Here is a 2,381-nt window from a genome sequence, read left to right as displayed (position 1 = left end):
ATTTCACACTTCCCTTGTATTTTTTAAATCATTCAGTTCAAGTCATTGTAGACCTCCCAGTTTCAATTATCAAATAGAATCTACCATATGAAAATTACATGAACTTAACGGATTTTTAACATTTTTGTTAAAATACCAAAGAAGCAACCCGGCTACACTAACAGCTTCCGGTGCAAAAACGGCTACAGAAATAATACTAAAAAAAGCCCCTCAAAACGCAATGTGAACGTTCGGGAGAGGCTTGTTTAATACAAGAACTAATAATTGTTTAGTGATCAAAAGTTATAGACTATGTGTCTTAGTACTAATGTGCATGTCTATGGTAAATGTCAGGAGTATGCTGGTGTTCATGAATTATTGATTCGTGTTCATGAACATGGGAGTGGTAGCCACTTTCTGGTATTTTATCACTGGAATGGCAGTGTGTATGGTGTGCTTCGTTGTGGTAATGCCTATGCTCGTGTTCAGTTAATTCGTGTTCATGTAAATGTTCATGCTCTTCCTTGAACAAAAAGACTGCCCCAATAATCATGATAGGAAGAGCAAAGAAAAACAACGTGCCTTGGCTTTCTCTGAACAAGAGCAAAGATAGTACTGCTCCAACAAAAGGAGCGGTTCCGAACAAAGCACTTGTCCTAGCAGACCCTAATTCTCTCATGGCTCGAATAAATAATACAATACTCAACCCATAACTAAAATAGCCTAAGAGCATTGCCAAAAGAATGAATTTGAAAGAAGGCAACGAAAAACCCAAGATAAAGGATAGAATTAAGGAGAAAGTACCGGCACTTAATCCTTTGATTGTTACAATCGAGAGAGGGTCTTTGTCCGAAACGTTTCGTGTGAAATTGTTGTCTATCCCCCACAGAATGCAAGCACCAAGTACTCCAATAGCACCCAATGAAAAACCCCACTGCCCGGATGAACCCCATGAAAGCAATATACTTGCCATGGTAATCAATAGTACAGCCATCCATATCCTTTTCCCAACAGCCTCTTTGAATGCTACAACAGCAATTACAGTAGTTGCTACACCCTCGAAATTCAGCAAAAGGGAAGCCGTAGACGCCGGTGTGTTTTTCAGGCTAAACATCAGCACAATGGGGGCTGCTATCCCGCCTATACATACAGCACCAATTATCCAGGGCCAATCATTTCTGGTAAGTCTTGCCTCATCACTGAAACGCTTGTTATAACTTCGGAAGTATCTCTGTAAGTAAAGCCCGATACCACTGCCCAGATATAGAAAGGATGCCATTAGGGTTGGGGCAATTTCACCTATAAGCAGTTTTGAAATAGGGGCACTCGCTCCAAACAAAGCAGCAGCAATTATGACTTTTAGTATTGGGGCAATATTTCTGTTCTTCATTTTTATTTCCTATAATCCAATTTTAACCCGCTAGATCATTCTTTACAGGTATGCTTCTAAACAAATCTTCCCTTGTTTTTGGCAACGGAGTAGACGGAGGTAACCATCCTTTTTGAACCAACTCAATATGCATTTCTATCAGCCATGGAAGGGCTAAATCAGCACGTTTTACAATCTCTGGGCGCAGGAATAGTTTCCCAGGTTCTCCGTGGGCAATGATCTCTCCACTGTACATTATTGCTATCCGGTCTGACCAGGTATAAGCTAAATCGACATCGTGAGTCGATAGGATAGTCGTTATACCCTCCCTGCTCAGCTTTTCTAGAAGCTGCATGAATTCCTGGGAGTGACGCGGGTCCAGCCCTGCTGTTGGTTCATCAAAAATAATGACTTCTGGTTCCATCGCCAGAACGCCAGCGATAGAAACTCGTTTCTTCTGCCCATAACTTAACAGGTGAGTGGGTTTGTCTTCAAGGTCTGTCGTTTCCGTATCTGCCAAGGATTGTTTAACTCTGGAGGCCACTTTTTCTTCTGAAAGTCCGAGATTAAAAGGACCAAACGAGATATCCTGATACACACTAGCGGAAAACAACTGACTATCCGGATCTTGAAAGACAATTCCAACTTTCTTGCGTAATTCGATCAGAGCCTTGTTTTTATAGGAAATATCTTGTCCCTGGTACTTTATAGAACCTGAATTAGGACGAAAGATTCCGTTAAATTGCATAAATAAAGTGGATTTTCCGGCTCCGTTTGATCCCAGAATTGCTAACTTTTCTCCTTTTTCAACTTGCAAATTCACTTTGCGTAATGCATTTGTACCATCAGGATAAGAGTATTCTAGATCAACTGCTTCAAGTATAACCTCTGGCAAATTTATCTCCTCCCAAGTAGATTTAACAAGATCAAAGGAAGTTCAAACCCAGCTATAAGAATGTAATTTCTGAGGCTAACAGGACGTTTCTTGGTAAGCACTTTAATCTCACCAGTGTAACACCGCGCTGCCATGGAA

General features: G+C 40.9%; 2 protein-coding genes. Both read right to left on the bottom strand.

What is annotated here, in order from left to right; all coding sequences use genetic code 11:
- Positions 1 to 304: 304 nt before the first annotated feature.
- Positions 305 to 1,369, bottom strand: a complete 1,065-nt coding sequence (locus UF75_RS25440) for a DMT family transporter (RefSeq protein WP_045577307.1) — start codon at positions 1,367 to 1,369, stop codon at positions 305 to 307.
- A gap of 22 nt (positions 1,370 to 1,391) precedes the next feature.
- A complete protein-coding gene (locus UF75_RS25435; RefSeq protein WP_045577306.1) occupies positions 1,392 to 2,243 on the bottom strand; it encodes an ATP-binding cassette domain-containing protein in 852 nt (283 codons plus the stop codon).
- Between the last annotated feature and the right edge of the window lie 138 nt (positions 2,244 to 2,381).

Source organism: Desulfosporosinus sp. I2, from assembly GCF_000960765.1.
GTDB lineage: Bacteria > Bacillota > Desulfitobacteriia > Desulfitobacteriales > Desulfitobacteriaceae > Desulfosporosinus.
This window is presented reverse-complemented; position numbering and strand designations above follow the sequence as displayed.

Coding starts and splice junctions, on each gene's coding strand:
- UF75_RS25440 (WP_045577307.1), bottom strand. CDS start 1,369: ATGAAGAACAGAAATATTGCCCCAATACTAAAAGTCATAATTGCTGCT.